This is a genomic window from Vibrio sp. A37 (genome assembly GCF_059777565.1).
This window is the reverse complement of record NZ_JBLNLI010000006.1, coordinates 70879-93009: the sequence shown is the minus strand read 5'-3', so window position 1 is coordinate 93009 and position 22131 is coordinate 70879. Positions and strand designations below refer to the sequence as shown.

Below are 22131 nucleotides of genomic sequence, written 5' to 3'. Positions count from 1 at the left end.
GAGCATAGTACCAGAATTGCGTATTCTGTCTATAACTATGCGGTATCTATATGTTTAAGTGGTCAAGATTAACGCAATGCGCTCTTCATAACGCGAGCTTTCTGTCTTTGCCAATCTCTATCTTTTGCATCATCACGTTTATCATGCAGCTTTTTACCTTTAGCAACACCAATTTTCATCTTCACCCAAGAGCGAGACCAATATAGTGATAGTGCAGCTAGTGTCATGCCTTCACGATTAATGCGACCGAACAAATTATCGAGTTCACGACGTGAGAGTAGTAACTTGCGAACACGAGTAGGATTTGCAACCACATGAGTCGATGCTTGGTTTAATGGAGTAATAGTCATACCACTCACAAAAGCTTCACCGTTACGCATAAATACGTAACTCTCTGCGATGTTGGCTTTGCCTTGGCGAAGTGATTTGACTTCCCAGCCTTGTAGCTCCAAGCCAGCTTCAATTTCATCGTCGATAAAATATTCGTGGCGAGCTTTCTTATTCAGCGCGATAGTATTGCTACCCGCTTTTGATTTCGATTTTTTCTTTGCCATAATCCCTGCATTATACGGCTAGCCTTTACTTGAGGAAAAGCTTTTATTCCTAGAAAGCGAAATTAAATGTGTATTGTGAGTGTTTTAGGTTAAATATATTTGCGTTATAGCATCTTGATGATAATGAGGAAGAAGTGAACGGCTAGCGCTAGGGCTGTGAAAGTGAGAAAAAGAGATAAAGCACTCTTGACCAAGATTGAATAACGCGTCACTAACTGAGTCGCATTGAATCTATTGCTGCGATATATCGAATATAGGTAGATGAAAAAGCTAGCGAGCAACATCAAACCACTCAGTAGAAACCATAAGAAGTGAGTAGTCATATCGCCAGTTTTTACCATGAGGCCAGAAAGAGCGAGCATACAAAAAGCAGTACGAGACCATGAAAGGCTAGTTCTCTCAGGTTGAAGGCCTGGATCGCTATCTCGCTTCGAAACCAGCGTATGTGTAGTGTCGTTCACTTGCGTTTCATTCGTCATGGTTTAAAACAAAATCAGCAAGCAAAATAGCAGGGCCAACACGAATAACAGTGCGCTAAGGAATTTAAGTGAAGAGCCATAGGGTAAGGTTTGTTGTTGTCTCATCGCATGCTCGATGCGACGCCATCTTCGATATGAATAGAAAGCGATAAAAGCGGCACTCAAGCTAAGTGCCGCTGCAATAAATGAACGTATCATAGGATCTGCAAGCTCGGTGGCAAATTGATCGACAGCAATGGCTCCAGCGATGAGTGCTAATGTTGTTCTCACCCATGCTAAAAAGGTTCTTTCGTTTGCTAGAGAAAATCGGTAGTCGGGGCTGCTTCCTTTGGTACGCCAGTTGTCCATAATCGTCCCTTTAAAATTTTTGCGTTTTGGTCTCTATTTTCGTTCCCTGCGTAGGCATTCCGGTATCATAGTCTCGCACTATGGGAGAATAGCCATCTTTGGGCTTCGGCCGAAATGCACCCATCCATTCTTTGCTTGCATCAGTGCGCCAAGGTCGAGCTTTCCATTGGTAGCTGCGAAATGGATCGCGAATGCTTTCCATATAGCTAAGAAGTTGATCGTGCAGTTCATTTCTAATATGCATATGCTGCTTGCTATTAATGAGATTGTCCAGCTCATTCAAGTCTTTTTTACGATCGTACAGCTCATCGGTGCCCAGTAAATTGATAACCAATTTGTATTCATCTGTTATCCAGCATCGTACCGGGATAAACCCACCGAAGCTGTCGTGTTCGATTTCATAGCGGTTAAATTCAACCATGACACCTTTTTGGCTTTGCTGTTCTTCGAGTAAACAAAGGTTGCGGCCAACGATTGCTTCCGGAACAGGGATGTCCGCTAAATGCATTAGCGTTGGTAGTATGTCTATATGACTGACAGGGGCAGATTCAATACGGGGTTGCTGCAGGCTTTTGGGCGGTCGAATAATAAGTGGAATATTGGTGATGTCGTCATACATCGCAGCCCCTTTACTTATCAGCTTATGGGCACCCATCATTTCACCATGATCCGAGGTGTAAACAACCCACGTGTTCTCCAGTTCTAGTTCGTCGAGCTTGTTGATGACTTTTCCAATCTGGTCGTCAACAAAATCGTTGCACGCGAAATATAGTGGGTGATGATAGAGGTTGTCCTCACTCACCGGGCTTGGCATCGCTTCAGCCCATAGTCGATGATGTTCTGGTTTGTTGGTTAAAGGATCTGAGCCCTTTGCGCCCAAGTCGTAATAGAAATCTTGGTATTTCTCGACGTATTCTTTAGGGCAAGTGAAAGGGTGGTGCGGTTCGTCGTAGGACAATACCATCAAAAACGGACTATTTTCTGCGCGAGATTCTAAATATCGCATGCCTCGTTGGCTAATGCCGTGAGCCCAGGTAAAGGTTTCATCGATATTATGCTTTTCTAAATCTTCGGCAGTATTGAGGCCATTTCGCCAAAGAGCAATTTGTTCATCTGTTAGCTCTGACAAATAGTTTGCACCATCAAACCAATACTCAGAATCCCATTCTGGAGGGCAGACCCCAGTGCCAAAATAGTCGTGTCCATCGAGATGCCATTTACCGATATAGCAGGTGTCATAGCTAGCATCTTTGAAATAGCGACCGTTTGGTGTTCCGCCATCTTCTTTAGTGGCTGAATAAGGTGGACTATTCTTAACTTAGAGGCTTTGGTTTTTATCGTCGTTTAGCTGCTAACCTTGAGAGGAGGGCAGTATAAACGTACAATTGCCAGACTAAGTCACGAATAGGTTACAAATATGAAGCAAGTCACCCGTTCAGCATTGGTCTCATTTAGTGCTGAGCAGATGTACAATTTGGTGAACGATGTCGAAAAGTATCCGGAGTTTTTACCAGGGTGTTCTGGCTCTCGTATCATCGAAAATGGCGAAGATAAAATGGTTGCTGCGGTGGACGTATCTAAAGCAGGCATCAGTAAAACGTTTACTACGTCTAATCATTTGATTCCAGGTGCGTCGGTGTTGATGAATCTGGTTGATGGTCCGTTTAAGGTTTTAAAAGGTGGTTGGCATTTTACTCCTTTAGATGACATGGCTTGCAAAGTTGAGTTGAAGCTGGAGTTTGAGTTTTCTAGCAAGCTCGTGGAAGTGGCCTTCGGTAAAGTATTTAATGAGTTGACTAGCAATATGGTCAATGCGTTCACGACTCGCGCGAAACAGGTATATGCCTAATGAGTGATGGAGCGAAGATGATTCATGTCGAGGTTGTATACGCACTACCTCACGAACAACGCGTGTTAACGCTTGCTGTAAGCAGTGAGATGACCGTTAGAGAGATAATTGAGCAATCTGGTGTATTGACTCAGTACCCAGAAATCGACCTGTCGAAGAATAAGGTAGGCGTTTTTAGCCGCAATGTTTCTTTAGATGTAACCGTAAACGACAAAGATCGTATTGAAATTTATCGCCCATTGTTAGCCGATCCGAAAGAGATCCGCCGTAAACGTGCAGAGCAAGCGAAAGCCGCAGGTAAAGCTGATCCAGTTACAGGTGGAAAGCCTAGCGCATTAAGAAAGGTCGAAGCTTAAATTTGTTAAGGCGTTAACGTTCGAGATACAGAATCAAAAAAGCTCGTATTTCTACGAGCTTTTTCATATTAGCTTGCTGTGTCGTCAAAATCTTTAGATGGTGGGTAGTCACCAGAAATCTTGGTCAACTTACCTTGCTTGTCAAAGTACACAACCAAGTCTTTTTGTACTGGTGCTGCATGGCCCGCAGTATGACGGTAAATGTAATACCAAATATCTGGGTAACCATTTTCAACCAGCATGGGTGAGCCCATAACAAAACGAACTTGATCTTTTGTCATTCCAATTCGTAGTTTATTGACTTCTTTTTGCTCTACGTAATTACCTTGGTTGATGTCAATACGGTAGACAAATCTCTCTAATACCGAGCATCCTGATAGAGATAGTAGAGTTACTGATAGTGGAATAGCAATAAGCCACTTCTTTAATTGCATACTTGAATTCTTTCTAAAAGTCCTAGGGTTCGGATAATAAACAAGCTAGCAGATAAAGTAAAAAACTTTAAGCAGCGACAACCAGCTCTTTTGCATTCGCTAGAGTCGATTCAGTAATCTGGCTACCACCAAGTAACCTTGCAAGCTCAGTGATACGCTGCTTATCATCCAATAAACGCATTTGAGTTTCAGTCATACCATTTTTAGTTTGTTTAGCCACAAACAATTGCTGGTGGCCGCAACCGGCAACTTGAGGAAGGTGTGTTACGCATAGAACTTGAGTAGATTTGCCTAAAGTTCTCAGCATTTTCCCAACTACTGCAGCGGTTGGCCCGCTGATCCCGACATCGACTTCATCGAAAATTAAGCTTGGAGTATCGACTTTTTGTGCAGTAATCACTTGAATGGCTAGCGATATACGCGACAGCTCACCCCCAGAGGCGACCTTAGCAATTGCCTGCATGGGTTGACCTGGGTTAGTACATACTAAAAACTCAACGTCATCAATGCCCAAAGCACTTGGGGTAGCGGGTTGCTCTGTTACGTCAATACAGAACTTGGCTTTTTCCATGCTGAGCTCATGCATACTTTGGCTAATAAGCTTGTTGAGCTCTTTAGCATACTTTTGCCGTGATTTATGTAGTTTTGCAGAGATATCTAAGAAGGCGATATGCTTTTGTTCAACATCTTCAGCAAGTTGTTCTAGCTTCTCATCTGAGCAATCTAGTGCTTCGATTTGGGAGTGTAAATCTTGATGATGTTGATATAGCTCTTCTGGTGCTACGTGATGTTTTCGAGCCATGGACATAATTTTTGAGAAGCGCTCTTCAACGTGAGCCATTCTCTCTGGATTAATTTCGATATTGTCTAAATAGCTTCTGAGCTCAGTATTAGTTTCTTCTATGTGGATCATTGCCTCGGCAAGCATGTTTGGCAGTTCCACAAGTTTTTCGTCGAGTTCGGCAAGCTGAGTGAGATATTGGCTAGCAGATTGCAAAACTCCCAACGCATTCACATTCTCACCTTCGTAAATTAGATCAATCGCTTGCTGGCAATGACTTGCTAATTCGCCGCTGTTAGCAAGACGTTTGTGCTCGGCTTCGAGTTCAGCAAACTCAACTTCGCCAACTGCAAGCTCATTTAATTCTTTAATTTGATATTCAAGTAACTGCTTCTGAGCCAAGTTTTGTTGGCTATTTTCAGTGAGCTGCTTGAGGTTATTTTCGGCTCTTCTCCATGTAAGGTAAGCTTGACGAGTATCACTCAGCAGCTCTGTGTGACCTGCATATTGATCAAGCATTGACAGTTGATGCTCAGGCTTGAGCAGTTGGTGATGTGCGTGTTGACCGTGAATGTTAATCAGCAATTGCCCAAGAGATTTAAGCTGAGAAAGTGGTACTGGACTGCCGTTTACAAAAGCGCGAGAGCGGCCTTCTTTAGTAATGGTTCGTCTTAGTAAACACTCGTTACCATCAAGCAGCTCGTGCTCTTCTAACCAATTTTTCGCGTGAGTGTTACTGTCGATCAAAAAAGTAGCACTGACTTCGGTTTTCTCTTCTCCTTGCCGAACCATGCTGGCTTCGCTGCGTCCGCCTAAGCATAAGCTAAGTGCATCAATCGCAATAGATTTTCCGGCACCAGTCTCGCCGGTGATTGTTGTCATTCCTTTGAATAGTTCAAGTTGTAAAGATTTTACGATAGCAAAATTATTAACGTTTAAATGAACCAACATGCTACATACCTGTGTAAATAAACAATACTGTATATTAATGCAGTATATACTGTTTTCATATACAGTAAAGGTATGGGTGAAAAATTGTTGAGATCATCTCAATGGATGTTGTCAGTACGGGCGTCATCAAGCACAAAAGTAAGTAAAAAGAGCGCCATACGGGCGCTCTTTAATAATATTTTCTAATTTTCATGGACTAGAATAGCTTGCTCGACCAGCCCAGTTTATTTCGAAGCACGTGATAGTATCGGTAATCTTCTGGGTGAATCAGTCTCAACTTATTGGGGCTTTGGTAGATAACCACTTCATCACCGGGCGATACAGGTAGGGAAATTTGTCCATCGCAGCTAATTTCTTGAGTACCACGATTATTTGGCGAGACAATCAGTTTGATTCTATTTTTCGCGTCGACAACTAATGGTCTGCTGGATAACGTGTGCGGAAACATAGGGACCAGCGAAATAGCATTCAGGTTTGGTGAAAGAATCGGCCCGCCACCTGATAGGGAATAAGCCGTAGAGCCTGTTGGTGTTGAAACAATGAGCCCATCAGAGCGTTGTGAAAAAGCAAAAGTATCGTCAATGTAAACTTCAAACTCAATCATGTGAGCGACTTGTCCTGGGTGCAGGACGGCTTCATTGAGGGCTGCATTGTGGCTTTTTACTTGCCCGTGACGGTGAATTTCTGCCTCAAGTAGAAACCTTTGTTCTTCTATGAATTTCCCTTTTAATACTTCTTTGAGTGACTGCTGAAAGTCTTCTGGATTCAGGTCGGTTAGAAAGCCAAGGCTACCCTTGTTTACACCGATGACAGAAATGTCGAAGCGAGAAAGGACACGAGCAGCGCCGAGCATATTACCATCTCCGCCAACGACGACTGCTAGGTTCGCTTTTTTGCCAATTTCCAGAAGGCTGGCGAAATTTTGTTGTGGGATATCGGTGAGCACATCGGCTAAACGCTCATCAATGAGAACATCATAACCTTCCGAAGATAACCATAAAAACAGCTCCTTGTGAGTCTGAATAGCTTGTTGATCTCGCGGTTTTCCAATGATAGCGATGACTTCAAATGGTTTACTCATATTTTTTCCAATCGAAATAGGCTTGATTCAGGAATCTTCATCCCCATAATAATGGCAAGTTAACCCAATAATTGAATTATTGGTATCTAGCAATTTGCTTTTGTGAGAGGCGAGATACCACTTAAGTTAAACTCAGGAAAGATCATTATCATGAGCAACGAAGAAAATAAAGTGAAAGAGGAAGAGCTGAAGCCACAAGAAGAGCAACTGAATCAAGAAGTTGATCAAGACGTTGACGTAGTTGGCTCTGAATCTGATATCGAATGGAACGAGGAAACACCAGTCGATGAGCAAGAAGCAAAGATTGCGCAATTAGAAGCCGCACTGCTATCAAGTGAAGCGAAAGTACAAGAGCAAAAGGACTCTGTACTGCGTGCTAAGGCAGAAGTGGAGAATATGCGTCGTCGCACTGAACAAGAGATCGACAAGGCACGTAAGTACGCATTGAACAAATTTTCTGAAGAGCTACTTCCAGTTATCGATAACCTAGAGCGAGCGATTCAAGCTGCTGATGCAGACAACGAAGTGGTGAAGCCAATTCTTGAAGGTGTGGAGCTAACGCATAAAACATTTATTGATGTTGTTAGCAAATTTGGTCTAAAAGAGATCAACCCAGAAGGAGAAGTGTTTAACCCTGAGCTTCATCAAGCAATGTCAATTCAAGAAAGTGAAGATCACGAGCCAAATACCGTTATGTTTGTAATGCAAAAAGGTTATGAGCTAAATGGTCGTGTTATTCGTCCAGCAATGGTCATGGTTGCGAAATAATTGTTTCAAATTGTTTACGAAAAAAGAGAGGCTGCAGCCTCTCTTTTTTTATTTGCTCTAATGTTAAATGCTAGTTAATTCAATCTATTAAATACTCAATTATAATGCGATTAATTTAGCGAGTATAAAATCCATTCAGTCTAATACTCTTGGTGAATGTAAGGCTTTACGCAAGGTGGGCCTTAGCCTCGAAGCCATTTTGGTTATTTGTTGTTCGAATTTGACGAGTGTAACGAAGATGTAAATACACGGTTTGAATTATGCTGGTTGTGTGTAATATCTCTCGAGTCAAATCACGATTTGTGTTTGAAACATTATAAAAAACGACAAATATTCAGGAGACGAATTATGGATAAGTCGCTCTCAAGTAAGATTTTTATCGGCTTGTTTGCTGGGTTACTTCTCGGGACTACTATTCAATACTTGTTTGAAGGTATTAGTTTTTTTGATACTTATGTGCTTGGGGCTGCCGAAGGGGCAGGGGGAATGTTTGTATCGCTGATCAAACTTCTCGTTATCCCTCTTGTTTACGTATCAATTGTATGCGGGATTGTTGAACTTAAAGACATTACAGCGTTTGGCCGTTTAGGCGGGAAAACGTTCACCTTATATATTGTAAACACCATCATTGCGATCAGTGCCGCATTAACAATTGGTTTGATTTTCCAACCGGGTGCTGGCGCGAATTTAGCAGGTACAGTTGCACATCCAGTTGATATCGCAACGACAGAAACACCAGATATCTTTTCTTTGGTCGTGAACATAGTGCCAAGTAACCCTATTCAGGCGTTTGCGAATGGTGACATGCTACAGATCATCTTCATGGCAATTTTGACTGGTTTGGCAATCCAAGCGCTAGATAAGCGCGGTGGCCCAGCAGTCAATACGTTTAAAATGGCTAACGAAATCATGATGAAGCTAGTTGGCTTAGTAATGAGCTTGGCACCATACGGTGTATTTGCGTTGATGGTTCAGCTTGGCGCAACCCTAGATTCACATACTCTGCTTTCTGTTGCTGGTTATGTCGCTTTGGTTCTGGCGGTATTGGTATTCTGGATTTTTGTGTTTTACCCAACGGCGGTTGGTCTAATGACAAAAATTTCCCCGCGTCAGTTTTCTCGTGCGACACGTGAGCAAGTAATGTTCTCGCTTTCTACTTCGAGCTCAAATGCGACAATTCCGGTAACGCTAAGAACGTTAACAGAAAAGCTTAACGTGTCTAAATCTGTTGCAGGTTTTGGGGTGCCATTAGGCGCGACAATGAATATGTCTGGTGTGTCTATCTACATCACAATTGCAACTATCTTTGTCGCTAACGCATTTGGCCAGCCGATCAACGCTGCTGATATCTTTACCTTGGGCTTAACGATTTTGCTTCTTTCTGTAGGGGCTGGTGGTGTTCCAGGTGGCGGTGTTGTGATGATCGGCGTATTGCTTCATCAACTAGGATTGCCACCAGAAGGGCTTGCAATTATTGCTGCAGTAGACCGTATTTGTGATATGTTTTGTACTTCTTCAAATGTCGTCGGTGATACAGCCGTGAATACTATCGTAGCGAAGAGTGAAGGTGAAATTGAGCCTGTAGCGAAAGAGCCTGAAAAAATTGTTTTGACTAATTCTTAATCGCACATCTACACTTTACTCGTACGTATCGGAGGCCTTGAGTCTCCGTTTTTCTTTTCCTGAGTAACGAAAAAAATTGAAGTTTTTTTATTTTGCCCTTGAAAAGTATTTTGCCGCCCTTATCTAAGGGGCATGACAAAAAACAAACAAATCATTTTGTTTGTTCGGAAGGGTTGAAAGACCATTCTCCATCCCAATATAAGGGATATAGCAAAATGAAATACAGAATTTATTCGGAGATAGCCTGATGGGTAAAATCATTGGTATTGACTTAGGTACAACTAACTCTTGTGTTGCCGTTCTAGATGGTGATCAACCACGCGTAATTGAAAATGCAGAAGGTGAGCGTACAACGTCGTCAATTATCGCATATACAGATGGTGAGACACTTGTTGGTCAGCCTGCAAAACGTCAAGCAGTAACTAACCCAACTAACACGCTATTTGCAATTAAGCGTCTTATCGGTCGTCGTTTTGAAGACGAAGAAGTACAACGTGACATCGAAATCATGCCATACAAAATTGTTAAGGCTGACAACGGTGATGCTTGGGTTGAAGCTCAAGGCCAACAAATGGCGGCTCCTCAGGTTTCTGCTGAAGTACTTAAGAAAATGAAAAAAACTGCTGAAGACTTCCTAGGTGAAGAAGTCAGCGGTGCAGTAATCACAGTTCCTGCATACTTCAACGATGCACAGCGTCAAGCGACTAAAGATGCTGGCCGCATTGCAGGTCTTGAAGTTAAACGTATCATCAACGAACCAACAGCTGCAGCTCTAGCTTACGGCTTAGACAAGTCAGGCGGTGATCGCACTATCGCTGTATACGACCTTGGTGGTGGTACTTTCGATATCTCAATCATCGAAATTGATGAAGTTGAAGGCGAGAAAACGTTTGAAGTACTAGCAACTAACGGTGACACTCATCTTGGTGGTGAAGACTTCGATAACCGTCTAATCAACTACTTAGTAGACGAGTTCAAGTCTGAGCAAGGCATCGACCTTAAGAACGATCCACTTGCAATGCAGCGTGTTAAAGAAGCGGCTGAAAAAGCGAAAATCGAGCTTTCTTCTACACAGCAAACTGACGTAAACCTACCTTATGTAACGGCTGACGCGACTGGTCCTAAGCACATGAACGTGAAAGTGACTCGTGCGAAACTAGAATCTCTAGTTGAAGACCTAGTACAACGCTCTCTAGAGCCAATGAAAGTTGCTCTTGCAGATTCAGACCTATCGGTTAGCGATGTTACTGACGTTATCCTAGTTGGTGGTCAGACTCGTATGCCTATGGTTCAAGCTAAAGTTGCTGAGTTCTTCGGTAAAGAAGCTCGCCGCGACGTGAACCCAGATGAAGCAGTAGCAATGGGTGCTGCAGTTCAAGGTGGCGTACTTGCTGGTGATGTAAAAGACGTACTTCTACTAGACGTTACTCCTCTGTCTCTAGGCATCGAGACAATGGGCGGTGTAATGACTAAGCTTGTTGAGAAGAACACGACTATCCCAACAAAAGCGAACCAAGTTTTCTCTACAGCAGAAGACAACCAAAATGCAGTAACTATACATGTTCTACAAGGTGAGCGTAAGCAAGCTATGTACAACAAGTCTCTAGGCCAATTCAACCTAGAAGGTATTCAGCCTGCACCACGTGGTATGCCTCAAATCGAAGTAACTTTCGACCTAGATGCAGACGGTATCCTACATGTATCTGCGAAAGACAAATCGACTGGTAAAGAGCAAAAAATCACTATCCAAGCTTCTGGCGGCCTAAGCGATGATGAAATCGAGAAAATGGTTCAAGAAGCGGAAGCGAATAAAGAAGCTGACAAGAAGTTCGAAGAACTAGCTTCTGCTCGCAACCAAGCTGACCAAATGATTCACGGTACTCAAAAGCAAATCGAAGAAGCAGGTGATGCACTTCCAGCTGACGAGAAAGAGAAGATTGAAGCAGCAATCAAAGAGCTAGAAGAAGTGAAGAAAGGCGATGACAAAGAAGCTATCGATGCTAAAGTTCAAGCGCTTATGGAAGCTTCTAAAAAGCTAATGGAAATCGCTCAACAGAAAGCTCAAGCTCAGCAAGCTGAAGGCGCAAGTGCTGGTGCTGACGCTGGTCAACAACAAGCGAAAGAAGACGACGTTGTTGATGCAGAGTTCGAAGAAGTTAATGACGAGAAGAAGTAATCTCGTTCAGTTAGAAAGCCAATTTTTGGCTTTCTAATCGATTTTATGCGGGCGTTCGAGGTAACTCTTACGCCCGTATGTTTGTAATTGGATGTCAGTCTAACTAAGCGTGTCCTTAATCATATAAGGATTAAAGAGTAAGAATTTGGCGCTCTTAGTTAGAACGATATAATCACTACGCGATATTGAGTCGCTTGAAGTAAGAAACTGGTAACGAATAACATGTCAAAACGTGATTTTTACGAAATCTTAGGCGTAAGTCGTGATGCATCTGAGCGCGATGTTAAGAAAGCGTACAAGCGACTAGCAATGAAATACCACCCAGATCGCAATCAGGGTGATGAGCAAGCAGCAGAAAAATTTAAAGAAGTAAAAGAAGCATACGAAGTTCTGCTTGATCCACAGAAGAAAGCAGCTTACGACCAGTATGGTCACGCAGCCTTTGAACAAGGCGGCATGGGCGGTGGCGGCTTTGGTGGCGCTGGTGCAGATTTCGGTGATATTTTCGGTGATGTGTTTGGTGATATCTTTGGTGGTGGTCGCCGTGGTGGCGGCGGTCAAAGCCGTGCACAACGTGGTTCCGACTTAAGATACAACATGGAACTGAGCCTAGAAGACGCTGTTCGTGGCATTTCCAAAGAAATCGAAGTTCCGACTTTAGTTCACTGTGATAGCTGTAATGGCAGCGGTGCGAAAAAAGGCTCTTCACCAGAAACATGTGGAACTTGTCATGGCCATGGTCAAGTTCAAATGCGCCAAGGTTTCTTCGCAGTTCAACAAACCTGTCCAACTTGTCATGGCAGCGGTAAGGTCATTAAAGATCCTTGTAACGTGTGTCATGGTAAAGGTCGTAAACAGAAAACTAAGACTCTTAACGTTAAGATCCCAGCTGGTGTGGATACGGGCGATCGCATTCGTTTATCTGGCGAAGGTGAAGCGGGAGAAATGGGCGCACCTGCAGGTGACTTGTATGTTCAAGTTCACGTGAAAGAGCACCATATTTTCGAGCGTGACGGTAACAACCTCTACTGTGAAGTGCCAGTAAGCTTTGCGATGGCTGCACTTGGTGGTGAAGTTGAAGTACCGACTCTTGATGGCCGCGTTAGCCTGAAGATCCCAGAAGAAACCCAAACTGGTCGTATGTTCCGCATGCGTGGTAAAGGTGTTAAAGGTGTTCGCGGTGGCGGTGTTGGCGATCTTATCGTTAAGCTCATTATCGAAACGCCAGTGAAACTGAGCTCACGTCAAAAAGAACTACTGCGTGAATTTGAAGAGTCTTGTGGTGGTGATGCTGCAAACCGTCATAAGCCAAAGTCAGAAGGTTTCTTCAACGGTGTGAAGAAATTCTTTGATGACCTAACAAGCTAATTACTTGTACAAATAAATGATTTCGAGCCTGCTTTTAAGCAGGCTTTCTTTTTATTATTGCTGCCAACACTTAGCCGGTATGGTTTCTCCTAAGTGATTTAAACTCAAAGCTGAATAATCCTCTCCAGCACATCTATCTTTATCTTGCCCTGAAGTTTCAACTGGTGTCGCTGTAATGATGTAGCTTGACGTTGAAGACGTTACGGTTATTTGGTAGCGAGATTGATCGGTTGTGCAGAAATCTTGGCATACACCATTGTTTAGCACTGATTCAACATCGTAGCTATCTTGGTAATTAGATTGTAAATAGAGTTGCAAACGGCTCATATCTGCTATTGCTTGTTGCCGATAAGCTTTTCTCATGTGCTGACTGTAAGATGGGTAAGCTATACTTGCTAATATGCTAACAATGGCAACTACAATTAATAATTCGAGTAATGTCATACCATTTACGAAGCGTTTTTTATTCTTTTCATACATTTACTTGAATACCTTCCATGAACTATTTCTGTGTCTTACTGATATTTTGTCTCGCGTGTTAGCGTTGACCTAGACTGATTTTGTGTTGATTGAGTAGAGAACATAAGTTTTGCGACTAGGTTTGGGGTTTACCTTACTAGAGTGTTTGATTTCACTAGCGTTATTAACCAGTTTGCTAGCTTTTGCGATACCTGATTTTCATACATTACTTGATAGCCGTAAGGTGAAGCGTTTTGCTAGCGAACTTAAAGGGATGGCTTATTTAGCGAAATCTGGAGCAACGTATCGTAATCAACACCTGTGGTTACAGTTGCCAGAACAAACAGGAAGTGAAGATTGGCAGTTTACTATAAGAGATAAACAGGATGAGTATGGCTCTAAAGTGATTTCGACTCTGTCCGGTGAGGCATATAGAACCGTAATCATTGAGAACACATACCATGATAATCTGATTAAGTTTTACCCGAGGAGAGGTAAAGTCACCAGTGGGAATATTACGTTTTACTCCTCTCTACAACCGGCCAAAAAGCTCAAACTGATTACGTCTTATGGGGCAGGACGAATCCGATTGTGTTCGGTTGAGGGAAACGCTTATGGCTACACCGATTGTTGAAAATCGAGGCTTTAGCACTATTGAACTACTAGTTTCATCAGTCATCGGTGTGATTATTTTGCTTATGATCTCGAATTTGTTTTTTACCAGTCAGAGCATGGCGTCATATCGTCTTCACCAACTGACACTTCAGCAAAAAGTAAATTCACTTCTTATGCAAATTAAACAAGATATTCAAAGAGCAGGCTACGATGGGACGGGTAACGTAAGAACAGTTTTGCTCGATGGGACGCTACCTGTAAGCACTACCTCTGAAGCCTTTGCTTACGCTTATCGACTGAGTAGCGAAGGCGATGAAGCATTTCAAAATATCGCTTATTACTATGATGTCGATTCTGACTCTTCTCCCTCCTTAAAATATTGCGAAAAAACGTCAGCAGCCCCGCTAACTTTCGAGCAAGCGACAACCTCTGGAGTGGGTGGGTTTTGTTTTTCAGTTTTCGATTCAAATTTCATCAGCGTCGATATGTTTGAGTTTTCAAGTGATGCTGTTGAAAGTGTGCTGTTTACTAGCCAATATCACAGTATAACTTTGCAGGCATCATTGCTTGGGCGACCAGATATTATTGTTTCAAACTCCATCTCTTTACTGCAGAGAAATTAAAGTGCGTTTGAGGAATAAAGGTTTTTCAACTTTGTTGATCACTTCACTACTCTTGTCAGCAATGCTTATTGTTGTTCTTGGAGTATATAAAAGCGCTTTCTTCAACATTAAGCAGATCCAAAATGAAATCAGTTACCGCAAAAGCTACTGGCTCTCAGAAGGTGGCCTCGAATGTATATTTGCTTATATTCATCAACATGAGAGTACATTTGAAGCAGTAACCTTTTGCAACCAGCTTGGAAGATCAATCCAAGTCGTAGAATTAAGTGAGAACCTTTACAGACTAGAATCAGGTAATGAATATGTTTTGCTAACACGTAATGTCATTATTTCTATTGCTGAACCAGAAGGTGAGGACAGCGACTCTACAAACGACTTTCAAGTCAAATGGCAGCAAGGGTCTTGGTATGAACACTGACGTTAAGGGCAGTGGATGAACCAAAAGCACAAAGGGTTCTCTTTTCTTGAGGTCTTGATCGCACTTTTGGTCGTAAGCTTTGCGACGTTATCTCTCACTAAACTACAGGTTTATGTGGAGAAAAGTGCTGAGTTTGCCAGTGACAGTATTGCGGCGCTGCAACTAGTAGAAACTAAACTAGAATGGTTTAGAACTCGGGGAGCTTCTCAACAGCATTCGTTGATAACAGTTGCCAGTTTTAGTCAAGATATCGTTTCTGGTGCAGAGCAAGTGGATGACAAGTTTTTTCGGAGTTGGGTTATCAAAGACATAGGTTTATCTGGCACATTAAAAAGCGTTATCGTAGAAGTGGTGTGGGTTGATAGGTTTGGTCAGCAGCAGCGAGTCACTTTACAGACACTCATATCAGAATTCAGCGAGTTTGATTGATCGGTATGTTAGGATAGGCCATTCAATTTGTAGGCACAACATTACCAAAATGAGAGGGTTAGTTTGCAGCATTCTTTTTCTGAACTAGACAAACAGTTTATGCAGCGAGCACTTGAATTGGCTAAAAGTGCTGAAGTCGAAGGGGAAGTACCAGTCGGTGCCGTGTTAGTAAAAGATGGAGAGATTATCTCCGAAGGCTGGAATCGTTCTATTACTTGTCATGACGCGACAGCCCATGCAGAGATACAAACGCTGCGCAAAGCGGGAGAAGTTCTGTCTAATTACCGCCTTATGGATACCACATTGTATGTGACTTTGGAGCCTTGCCCGATGTGTGCTGGTGCACTACTACATAGTCGCGTAAAGAGAATCGTTTTTGGGGCGTATGATCTTAAAGCTGGCGCAGCGGGGAGTGTATTGGATCTATTTGAAAGCCAAGCGGCTTACCACTATGCAGAAGTTGAAGGCGGGCTGATGGAGCAAGAGTGCCGGGAAATGCTGCAAACCTTTTTCAAACGCCGTCGCAAAGAGATCAAAGAGAAGAAAAAAACAAGGACTTGAAGGTAGTTAGGCAAACATCTGTTAAACAGATGCTTGCATTCTTTTTGACATCGCCTATGCAGCGACAAATTGTTTGTATGCTCGATTTCGCCAAATAACTTTTTTCTTGTTATTCGCTAACATGCGTTTGCGCCGATTGGCTGCGGCAGTTTGGCTGAGGCGTTTCGAGCGCAGTTTACGTTTCATAATACTACCTCGAATTACACAACAAATGTATTTTCATCTAGAGCGACGATGAAAATACAATGACTGTATATCTATTGAATGTTACCAACGTATGACATGCAGAAGGAGATTCCGCTTAAACGTGATGTTGCGGTAATTTTAACCAGTTTTATGTGTGAAGTGAAGCTATTTATTTGTATGGACAAGTTACTTCGAAATATTCGTCCTTATGGTATTGCTATGGTATTGCTTCTATTCTCTTCACTCTGAATTTTGCTCTTTTAGCTTGTTTGGATACTGGCTTTCTGGTGTTGCGATATCTTGTGCTTGAGAGACAGTAGCTCCTGGTACTTTAATCACTTCCAAATCATCAACATTGGCGTCAGACGGTGAAGCGGTTGTATAGCTTTGATCGACGTGGCCTATGATGCTTTGATAGTAACGGCGAATATTCTCTACATAATCTCTAGCCTCATCCCCACGAGCATAGCCATATCGTGTTTTGCTGTAATACTTTTTTTGTTTGAGCAATGGAAGGCGATCTTTGACATCGCCCCAAGCGTCAGGATTACCGCCTTGCTGCTTAGTCAATCGGCGCGCATCCATCATATGACCAAAGCCCATATTGTATGAGGCAAGGGCAAACCATATTTTTTCATGGTCATTAATGCTATCTGGCACTCGCTGTACCATTCGGCGTAGGTATTCGACACCGCCTCGGACAGACTCCTCTGGATTGAGACGATTTTCCACACCAACACTTTTTGCAGTGGGCAAAGTGAGCATCATCATGCCACGGACACCAGTAGGAGAAACTGCTCTCGGGTTCCAATGAGACTCTTGGTACGCAATTGCTGCAATGAGTCTCCAGTCAAAGTTACCTGCGAATTCTTTGAAGGTTGGTTCCCACTTGGGCAACTTTCCGTCAAGGGCGCGGATAAAAGCACGAGTATCTACATAATCAAACGTGTTGATATGACCAATGTACTTTTCTTCTAACGTTGCAAGCTCGCCTGACTGCTTAAGGTTGCCAAAAAACTCAATCATTAACCCATAAAGGCTTTCATCATCTGAGCGCCCTAAATACCAAGAGATAGGTTGGTCTTCGGTTAGCTCAAATGCGGAAGCTAGGTTAGGATAAACTCGTTGTGACATCGAAAGCTCAACAGAATCTGCGACAGTGAAATCAATTTTTCCTTCCGAGACTTGTTTAAGTAGCTCGTTCACATCGGCTTGTTTTTCTGCTTTAAATTGCAGTTTCGGATTGTCTTTTTGCAGATCAGTGAGTGTGCTATTGAAGTGAGAATCTCCCACGACTTCAAAGACTGGCTTACCATCATTTTTCTTTATTAAATCAGCTTGCTTAGAGATAAGGTCTTTGAGGTTTCTTGGTTTCCAACTTCCGGTCTTATAGACAAGCTGCTGGCTGACATAATAATACGCAGGGCCGGCTCGAAACTGTTGCAGCCGCTCCTCAGATGGACTGATACCAGCAGCAATAATATCGATGTCGCCGTGCTTTAGGGCAGGGTAGAGTGTCGAAACTCGATAGGCGGGTTTCATTTCCAATTTAACACCGAGCTCGTCGGCAAACTTGCGTGCTAGGTCGTAATCTACCCCTGCCGGACCATCGGGACCAATATAGTATGAGATCTGGTTATTCAGTGTGCCGACACGTAATACTCCACGCTCTCGAATTTGGTCGAGTTCGCTTTTAGGCTTAGACTCAATTTGGCATCCTGTTAAAAGGAATGAAATGACAGCGATGGTGAGTGCGTTTCTCACGTGGTGAAAACAAAACTTATACATTAAAAAAATTTCTCATACTTCCTTGCTTGGATCTAAGTAACCTCTGCCAAACCTTCACTTAATTAGCTTTATATCAAAGTGATAGGTAATGGCAAAGTTTATTCCTTGGCTAAATTTATATTTTTCTATGCCTGTTATCTATAAACAGCCGTTAAACTGTGACGAAAAAAATGACGCAAACGGTTGCTTTAAGTGTTACATCACTAAACTAAATCCTTTATAATGCGCTCGAAATCCATAGGCTGTATTGGCATAGGTTTAATGACGACAACTTTAACTCATTGAATTTATACCAATATCTCCTTAATCAACTGCATAAGAGACCTAAGCACATGAGAATTTTGCGTGGCTCCCCAGCTCTTTCAGAGTTTCGTGTTAACAAACTACTAGAACTTTGTCGTGAACAACAACTGCCAGTCACTGGTATATACGCAGAGTTTATGCACTTTGCTGATCTAAATGCAGACCTCGACAACACAGAGATCGAAAGATTAGAAAAGCTGTTAACGTATGGCCCAACGATTGAAGAGCACAAACCAGAAGGCCTTTTGCTTCTTGTTACTCCTCGTCCTGGCACAATTTCTCCTTGGTCTTCTAAGTCCACAGACATTGCTCACAATTGTGGCTTAACTAAAGTTAAACGACTAGAGCGCGGTACTGCTTATTACATAGAGTCTTCAACTGAATTATCAGAAGAGCAAGTAACTGCAGTTAAATCTCTGATCCATGATCGCATGATGGAGTCAATTGTTAACGATTTTGAATCAGCGCAAGCTTTATTCACAGTTGCAGAGCCTGCTCCTGTTGCTGATGTAGACATTCTTGCTGGTGGCCGCAGCGCACTTGAAGAAGCGAACGTTTCCCTAGGCTTAGCGTTAGCAGAAGATGAAATTGATTATTTAGTAGAAAACTTCACTAAGCTTGGTCGTAACCCGAACGACATCGAGCTAATGATGTTTGCTCAAGCGAACTCAGAGCACTGTCGCCACAAAATCTTCAATGCGGATTGGACAATCGACGGCGTTAAGCAAGACAAGTCTCTGTTCAAGATGATAAAGAACACTTACGAGACAACGCCTGATCATGTACTTTCTGCTTATAAAGATAACGCAGCGGTAATGACGGGTTCTAACGTAGGTCGTTTCTTCCCAGACCCAGAATCGCGTCAATATAACTACCACCAAGAAGATGCGCACATCTTGATGAAGGTTGAAACGCACAACCACCCAACCGCAATTTCTCCTTGGCCGGGCGCTTCAACAGGTTCTGGTGGTGAAATCCGTGACGAAGGCGCAACAGGTATTGGTGGCAAGCCAAAAGCAGGCCTTGTTGGTTTCACCACATCAAACCTTCGCATTCCAAACTACGTGCAACCATGGGAAACCGATTTTGGTAAGCCAGGTCGTATTGTAAATGCATTGGATATCATGCTTGAAGGCCCTCTAGGTGGCGCGGCATTTAACAACGAGTTTGGTCGTCCAAACCTTTTAGGTTATTTCCGTACCTACGAAGAAAAAGTCACCTCTCATGCAGGTGAAGAGGTACGTGGTTATCACAAACCAATCATGATTGCTGGCGGTATGGGTAACATCCGTGACGAGCACGTTCAGAAGAAAGAGATCCCAGTAGGCGCTAAGCTAATCGTGCTTGGCGGTCCTGCAATGAACATCGGTCTTGGTGGTGGTGCTGCTTCTTCTATGGCATCGGGCCAATCAGCTGAAGATTTAGACTTTGCTTCTGTACAGCGTGAGAACCCAGAGATGGAACGTCGTTGTCAGGAAGTGATCGACCGTTGTTGGCAATTAGGTGACGACAACCCAATCGCATTTATCCACGATGTGGGCGCTGGTGGTATCTCTAACGCGCTGCCTGAGCTAGTCGATGATGGCGAGCGTGGCGGTAAATTCCAGCTACGTGACGTGCCAAACGATGAGCCGGGCATGAGCCCACTAGAAATCTGGTGTAACGAATCTCAAGAACGTTATGTAATGGCGGTTGCTCCAGAAAACATGGAACAATTCGATGCGATTTGTAAGCGTGAACGTGCGCCATATGCGGTAGTTGGTGAAGCGACTGAAGAGCGTCACTTGACTCTAGAAGATTCGCACTTCGACAACACGCCAATCGATATGCCAATGGATATCTTGCTTGGCAAGCCACCTAAGATGAGCCGCGAAGCGGAAACATTGAAAGTAGAAAGCCCAGAGATTGAACGTTCTGGCATTGAAATCAATGAAGCGGCTGATCGCGTTCTTCGCCTGCCAACCGTCGCAGAAAAAACATTCCTAATCACGATTGGTGACCGTTCAGTAACCGGTTTGGTTGCTCGTGACCAAATGGTTGGCCCTTGGCAGGTGCCAGTAGCAAACTGTGCAGTGACAGCAGCAAGTTACGATACGTATCACGGTGAAGCGATGTCTATGGGTGAGCGCACCCCAGTTGCTCTACTAGACTTTGGTGCTTCTGCTCGTTTAGCTGTTGGTGAATCACTGACCAACATTGCGGCAACTGATATTGGTGATATTAAACACATCAAACTGTCAGCAAACTGGATGTCTCCAGCTGGTCACCCGGGCGAAGATGCTGGCCTTTACGAAGCGGTTAAAGCCGTGGGTGAAGAGTTATGCCCTGCACTTGGCCTGACGATTCCAGTTGGTAAAGACTCAATGTCGATGAAGACCAAGTGGGAAGATAACGGTGAAAGTAAAGAAGTGACTTCACCACTTTCTCTTGTTATTACAGCTTTCGGTCGTGTTGAAGACGTACGTAAGACAGTGACGCCTCAGTTACGCACAGACAAAGGTGAAACAAGCCTTGTTCTTATCGACCTAGGGAATGGTAAAAACCGCCTAGGCGCGACAGCATTAGCGCAAGTTTACAAGCAACTTGGTGATAAGCCTGCTGACGTCGACAATGCTGAGCAGCTAAAAGGCTTCTTCAACGCGATGCAAACATTGGTTCGTGATGACAAGCTAGTGGCTTATCACGATAAAGGTGATGGCGGCCTATTCGTGACTCTTGCTGAGATGGCGTTTGCAGGTCACTGTGGTGTGAAAGCAAACATCGAAGCATTGGGCGAAGATACGCTAGCTGCACTATTTAACGAAGAGCTAGGCGCGGTTGTTCAAGTTCAAAACGAACAGCTAGATTCGGTAATGGCAATACTTAAAGAGCAAGGCCTAGAAAATTGCTCACATGTTATCGGTCAAGTTGAAGATTCTGATGAATTTGTTATCGCGGCAGGTAATACAGAAATCTTAAACCGCTCGCGTACTGAGTTACGTACTATTTGGGCGGAAACAACCCATAAGATGCAGGCTCTGCGTGATAATCCAGCGTGTGCTGACCAAGAGTTTGAAGCGAAGAAAGATAACTCAGATCCAGGTTTGAACGTATCACTAAGCTACGATGTCAACGAAGACATTGCTGCGCCATACATTTTGAAAGGCGCGAAGCCGAAAATGGCAATTTTGCGTGAGCAGGGTGTGAACTCTCACGTAGAAATGGCTGCCGCGTTTGACCGAGCTGGGTTTGAATCTGTTGATATTCACATGAGCGATATCCTTACTGGTCAAGCTGTACTTGATGAGTACAAAGGCTTAGTTGCTTGTGGTGGATTCTCATACGGTGACGTACTAGGCGCTGGTGAAGGTTGGGCGAAATCTGTTCTGTTCAACGCGCAGGCTCGCGAACAGTTTGAAGGCTTCTTTAAGCGTGAAGACACCTTCTCTCTAGGTGTATGTAACGGTTGCCAAATGCTATCGAACCTGAAAGAGCTAATCCCTGGCGCTGATTTATGGCCACGTTTCGTACGCAACGAATCTGAGCGTTTTGAAGCGCGTTTCAGCCTAGTGGAAGTTCAACAGTCTGATTCTATTTTCTTCAATGGTATGGCTAACTCGCGCATGCCAATCGCAGTATCACACGGTGAAGGTCGTGTAGAAGTTCGCGATGGCGAACACCTAGCTGCAATTGAAAACTCTGGTACAGTTGCGCTGCGCTATGTTGATAACAACGGGAATGCGACTCAGCAATATCCAAACAACCCGAACGGTTCGCCAAATGCGATCACTGGTTTAACCACCACTGATGGCCGTGTCACTATCATGATGCCACACCCAGAGCGTGTATTCCGCACAGTAGCGAACTCATGGACACCAGAAGGTTGGGGCGAAAACGGCGCATGGATGAGAATGTTCCAAAACGCACGTAAGAATATTGGTTGATTAGATTAAATAGCCTGAAATAAACAAGCCGCAGCGTAAAAACTGCGGCTTTTTAGTT

General features: G+C 43.5%; 22 protein-coding genes and 1 pseudogene. 13 read left to right on the top strand and 10 right to left on the bottom strand.

Features of this window, described 5'->3' with window-relative positions; all coding sequences use genetic code 11:
• Positions 1 to 68: 68 nt before the first annotated feature.
• The 4 genes and pseudogenes from smpB to ACM2FC_RS12300 form a co-directional block, all read right to left on the bottom strand.
• Positions 69 to 554: an SsrA-binding protein SmpB gene (gene smpB / locus ACM2FC_RS12315; protein ID WP_498481216.1), complete on the bottom strand. Its 486-nt coding sequence runs from the start codon at positions 552 to 554 to the stop codon at positions 69 to 71.
• A gap of 104 nt (positions 555 to 658) precedes the next feature.
• A complete protein-coding gene (locus tag ACM2FC_RS12310) occupies positions 659 to 1015 on the bottom strand; it encodes a DUF202 domain-containing protein (protein ID WP_498481215.1) in 357 nt (118 codons plus the stop codon).
• A 21-nt stretch (positions 1016 to 1036) separates the two neighbouring features.
• Entirely contained in the window at positions 1037 to 1381 is a 345-nt protein-coding gene (locus tag ACM2FC_RS12305; protein WP_498481214.1) for a YidH family protein, read from the bottom strand.
• 10 nt (positions 1382 to 1391) lie between these two features.
• Positions 1392 to 2630, bottom strand: a pseudogene (locus ACM2FC_RS12300) (sulfatase-like hydrolase/transferase); the annotation flags it as partial.
• A gap of 168 nt (positions 2631 to 2798) precedes the next feature.
• Here ACM2FC_RS12300 and ACM2FC_RS12295 point away from each other — a divergent pair.
• Both ACM2FC_RS12295 and ACM2FC_RS12290 read left to right on the top strand, forming a co-directional pair.
• On the top strand, positions 2799 to 3230 hold the full coding sequence (locus ACM2FC_RS12295) for an SRPBCC family protein (protein WP_498481213.1): 432 nt from the start codon (positions 2799 to 2801) through the stop codon (positions 3228 to 3230).
• Positions 3230 to 3586 carry an RnfH family protein gene (locus tag ACM2FC_RS12290; RefSeq protein ID WP_498481212.1) on the top strand — a complete coding sequence of 119 codons (357 nt, stop codon included), beginning with the start codon at positions 3230 to 3232 and terminating at the stop codon, positions 3584 to 3586. The genes ACM2FC_RS12295 and ACM2FC_RS12290 overlap by 1 nt, the downstream gene beginning before the upstream one ends.
• A gap of 68 nt (positions 3587 to 3654) precedes the next feature.
• Here the strand turns inward: ACM2FC_RS12290 and bamE are convergent, their stop codons facing one another.
• The 3 genes from bamE to nadK form a co-directional block, all read right to left on the bottom strand.
• Positions 3655 to 4020, bottom strand: coding sequence for an outer membrane protein assembly factor BamE (gene bamE, locus ACM2FC_RS12285; protein WP_498481211.1), 366 nt, complete (start codon positions 4018 to 4020; stop codon positions 3655 to 3657).
• Positions 4021 to 4087: 67 nt separating this feature from the next.
• A complete protein-coding gene (gene recN / locus ACM2FC_RS12280) occupies positions 4088 to 5752 on the bottom strand; it encodes a DNA repair protein RecN (RefSeq protein WP_498481209.1) in 1665 nt (554 codons plus the stop codon).
• Positions 5753 to 5948: 196 nt separating this feature from the next.
• Complete coding sequence (gene nadK / locus ACM2FC_RS12275) at positions 5949 to 6833, bottom strand: NAD(+) kinase (protein ID WP_498481208.1); 885 nt, start codon at positions 6831 to 6833, stop codon at positions 5949 to 5951.
• 150 nt (positions 6834 to 6983) lie between these two features.
• On the opposite strand from nadK, the gene grpE reads away from it, so the two are divergent.
• The 4 genes from grpE to dnaJ all read left to right on the top strand — a co-directional run bounded on the left by grpE (position 6984) and on the right by dnaJ (position 12768).
• Positions 6984 to 7601: a nucleotide exchange factor GrpE gene (gene grpE / locus ACM2FC_RS12270; protein WP_498481207.1), complete on the top strand. Its 618-nt coding sequence runs from the start codon at positions 6984 to 6986 to the stop codon at positions 7599 to 7601.
• A 348-nt stretch (positions 7602 to 7949) separates the two neighbouring features.
• Positions 7950 to 9224 (top strand): dicarboxylate/amino acid:cation symporter, encoded by a 1275-nt coding sequence (locus ACM2FC_RS12265; protein ID WP_498481206.1) that lies wholly within the window; start codon positions 7950 to 7952, stop codon positions 9222 to 9224.
• A 247-nt stretch (positions 9225 to 9471) separates the two neighbouring features.
• Positions 9472 to 11400, top strand: coding sequence for a molecular chaperone DnaK (dnaK, locus tag ACM2FC_RS12260; RefSeq protein WP_498481205.1), 1929 nt, complete (start codon positions 9472 to 9474; stop codon positions 11398 to 11400).
• Positions 11401 to 11622: 222 nt separating this feature from the next.
• The gene (gene dnaJ / locus ACM2FC_RS12255) at positions 11623 to 12768 is read left to right on the top strand and encodes a molecular chaperone DnaJ (RefSeq protein ID WP_498481203.1); all 1146 of its coding nucleotides are present in this window, start codon (positions 11623 to 11625) and stop codon (positions 12766 to 12768) included.
• A 54-nt stretch (positions 12769 to 12822) separates the two neighbouring features.
• On the opposite strand, the gene ACM2FC_RS12250 is transcribed toward dnaJ, so the two are convergent.
• A complete protein-coding gene (locus ACM2FC_RS12250) occupies positions 12823 to 13248 on the bottom strand; it encodes a type IV pilin protein (protein WP_498481202.1) in 426 nt (141 codons plus the stop codon).
• A gap of 109 nt (positions 13249 to 13357) precedes the next feature.
• Here ACM2FC_RS12250 and ACM2FC_RS12245 point away from each other — a divergent pair, with 109 nt between their 5' ends.
• The 5 genes from ACM2FC_RS12245 to tadA all read left to right on the top strand — a co-directional run bounded on the left by ACM2FC_RS12245 (position 13358) and on the right by tadA (position 15873).
• Positions 13358 to 13861 carry a prepilin-type N-terminal cleavage/methylation domain-containing protein gene (locus ACM2FC_RS12245; protein WP_498481201.1) on the top strand — a complete coding sequence of 168 codons (504 nt, stop codon included), beginning with the start codon at positions 13358 to 13360 and terminating at the stop codon, positions 13859 to 13861.
• On the top strand, positions 13842 to 14465 hold the full coding sequence (locus ACM2FC_RS12240) for a PilW family protein (RefSeq protein ID WP_498481200.1): 624 nt from the start codon (positions 13842 to 13844) through the stop codon (positions 14463 to 14465). Before ACM2FC_RS12245 ends, ACM2FC_RS12240 begins: the two co-directional genes overlap by 20 nt.
• Before the next feature lies 1 nt (position 14466).
• A complete protein-coding gene (locus tag ACM2FC_RS12235; RefSeq protein WP_498481199.1) occupies positions 14467 to 14883 on the top strand; it encodes a hypothetical protein in 417 nt (138 codons plus the stop codon).
• Between the two features lie 15 nt (positions 14884 to 14898).
• On the top strand, positions 14899 to 15312 hold the full coding sequence (locus ACM2FC_RS12230; protein WP_498481198.1) for a type IV pilus modification PilV family protein: 414 nt from the start codon (positions 14899 to 14901) through the stop codon (positions 15310 to 15312).
• A gap of 63 nt (positions 15313 to 15375) precedes the next feature.
• Positions 15376 to 15873: a tRNA adenosine(34) deaminase TadA gene (gene tadA, locus ACM2FC_RS12225; protein WP_498481197.1), complete on the top strand. Its 498-nt coding sequence runs from the start codon at positions 15376 to 15378 to the stop codon at positions 15871 to 15873.
• A gap of 54 nt (positions 15874 to 15927) precedes the next feature.
• Here tadA and ACM2FC_RS12220 read toward each other — a convergent pair whose 3' ends face one another.
• Positions 15928 to 16059, bottom strand: a complete 132-nt coding sequence (locus tag ACM2FC_RS12220) for a hypothetical protein (protein WP_498481195.1) — start codon at positions 16057 to 16059, stop codon at positions 15928 to 15930.
• Between the two features lie 96 nt (positions 16060 to 16155).
• Between ACM2FC_RS12220 and ACM2FC_RS12215 the strand changes: the two genes are divergently transcribed.
• Positions 16156 to 16308 carry a hypothetical protein gene (locus tag ACM2FC_RS12215; RefSeq protein ID WP_498481194.1) on the top strand — a complete coding sequence of 51 codons (153 nt, stop codon included), beginning with the start codon at positions 16156 to 16158 and terminating at the stop codon, positions 16306 to 16308.
• Here the strand turns inward: ACM2FC_RS12215 and mltF are convergent.
• Entirely contained in the window at positions 16300 to 17847 is a 1548-nt protein-coding gene (mltF, locus tag ACM2FC_RS12210) for a membrane-bound lytic murein transglycosylase MltF (RefSeq protein ID WP_498481193.1), read from the bottom strand. The genes ACM2FC_RS12215 and mltF overlap by 9 nt on opposite strands.
• Before the next feature lie 332 nt (positions 17848 to 18179).
• Here mltF and purL point away from each other — a divergent pair, with 332 nt between their 5' ends.
• Positions 18180 to 22073, top strand: a complete 3894-nt coding sequence (gene purL, locus ACM2FC_RS12205) for a phosphoribosylformylglycinamidine synthase (protein ID WP_498481191.1) — start codon at positions 18180 to 18182, stop codon at positions 22071 to 22073.
• Positions 22074 to 22131 lie beyond the last annotated feature (58 nt).

What these genes read in the sequence shown, in the direction of transcription:
- ACM2FC_RS12240 (WP_498481200.1), top strand. Translation starts at nt 13,842, where the DNA reads ATGGCTACACCGATTGTTGAAAATCGAGGCTTTAGCACTATTGAACTA.
- ACM2FC_RS12305 (WP_498481214.1), bottom strand. Translation starts at nt 1,381, where the DNA reads ATGGACAACTGGCGTACCAAAGGAAGCAGCCCCGACTACCGATTTTCT.
- nadK (WP_498481208.1), bottom strand. Translation starts at nt 6,833, where the DNA reads ATGAGTAAACCATTTGAAGTCATCGCTATCATTGGAAAACCGCGAGAT.
- ACM2FC_RS12290 (WP_498481212.1), top strand. Translation starts at nt 3,230, where the DNA reads ATGAGTGATGGAGCGAAGATGATTCATGTCGAGGTTGTATACGCACTA.
- ACM2FC_RS12295 (WP_498481213.1), top strand. Translation starts at nt 2,799, where the DNA reads ATGAAGCAAGTCACCCGTTCAGCATTGGTCTCATTTAGTGCTGAGCAG.
- recN (WP_498481209.1), bottom strand. Translation starts at nt 5,752, where the DNA reads ATGTTGGTTCATTTAAACGTTAATAATTTTGCTATCGTAAAATCTTTA.
- mltF (WP_498481193.1), bottom strand. Translation starts at nt 17,847, where the DNA reads ATGTATAAGTTTTGTTTTCACCACGTGAGAAACGCACTCACCATCGCT.
- ACM2FC_RS12215 (WP_498481194.1), top strand. Translation starts at nt 16,156, where the DNA reads ATGCAGAAGGAGATTCCGCTTAAACGTGATGTTGCGGTAATTTTAACC.
- ACM2FC_RS12230 (WP_498481198.1), top strand. Translation starts at nt 14,899, where the DNA reads ATGAACCAAAAGCACAAAGGGTTCTCTTTTCTTGAGGTCTTGATCGCA.
- dnaJ (WP_498481203.1), top strand. Translation starts at nt 11,623, where the DNA reads ATGTCAAAACGTGATTTTTACGAAATCTTAGGCGTAAGTCGTGATGCA.
- ACM2FC_RS12220 (WP_498481195.1), bottom strand. Translation starts at nt 16,059, where the DNA reads ATGAAACGTAAACTGCGCTCGAAACGCCTCAGCCAAACTGCCGCAGCC.
- smpB (WP_498481216.1), bottom strand. Translation starts at nt 554, where the DNA reads ATGGCAAAGAAAAAATCGAAATCAAAAGCGGGTAGCAATACTATCGCG.
- ACM2FC_RS12250 (WP_498481202.1), bottom strand. Translation starts at nt 13,248, where the DNA reads ATGTATGAAAAGAATAAAAAACGCTTCGTAAATGGTATGACATTACTC.
- bamE (WP_498481211.1), bottom strand. Translation starts at nt 4,020, where the DNA reads ATGCAATTAAAGAAGTGGCTTATTGCTATTCCACTATCAGTAACTCTA.
- dnaK (WP_498481205.1), top strand. Translation starts at nt 9,472, where the DNA reads ATGGGTAAAATCATTGGTATTGACTTAGGTACAACTAACTCTTGTGTT.
- ACM2FC_RS12265 (WP_498481206.1), top strand. Translation starts at nt 7,950, where the DNA reads ATGGATAAGTCGCTCTCAAGTAAGATTTTTATCGGCTTGTTTGCTGGG.
- grpE (WP_498481207.1), top strand. Translation starts at nt 6,984, where the DNA reads ATGAGCAACGAAGAAAATAAAGTGAAAGAGGAAGAGCTGAAGCCACAA.
- purL (WP_498481191.1), top strand. Translation starts at nt 18,180, where the DNA reads ATGAGAATTTTGCGTGGCTCCCCAGCTCTTTCAGAGTTTCGTGTTAAC.